At 67.2% G+C, this 515-nt stretch carries 1 pseudogene; it reads right to left on the reverse strand.

Features of this window, described 5'->3' with window-relative positions:
* Positions 1 to 16: 16 nt before the first annotated feature.
* Positions 17 to 496, reverse strand: a pseudogene (locus PV341_RS45285) (transposase family protein); the annotation flags it as partial.
* Positions 497 to 515: the final 19 nt, after the last annotated feature.

Genomic DNA, 515 nt, shown 5'->3' on the forward strand with positions numbered 1-515 from the left:
TGAGCTGTTTCCCACCTCAGTTTGAGCAGGTCAGGTGCAGGGTGAGGACGGCCTGGACGAGGCTGGTTACGCGGGTGGTGCTGCAGCGGAGCTTGCGTAGGAGTCGCCAGGCTTTGAGAGTGGCCATGGCCCGCTCGACGAGCGCGCGGATCTTCGCGTGTGAGCGGTTGACGGCCTGCTGACCTGTGGAGAGCGTTTCCCAGCGACCCCAGTAGGGCAGCCGTGTGGTGCCGCCGGCGCCCCGGTAGCCCTTGTCGGCCCAGCACTCCACGCCGGCTTCTTCCAGGGCGTCGATGATGCCGTGGCTGCGGGCGGCCTTGTTGTCGTGGACCGCGCCGGGTAGCGCGGGCGAGGCCCACAGCAGTCGCCCCGCCGGATCGGTGATCACCTGCACGTTCATGCCGTGCTTCTTGTGTTTCCCGGAGTAGAAGGGCCGGTCGGCTGCGATCCGGTCGATCGGCAGCAGCGTGCCGTCCAGGATCACGAATGCCTTGGTGGGAGGCGGTATTCATCGC

Source organism: Streptomyces sp. PA03-1a (genome assembly GCF_033792805.1).
GTDB lineage: Bacteria > Actinomycetota > Actinomycetes > Streptomycetales > Streptomycetaceae > Actinacidiphila.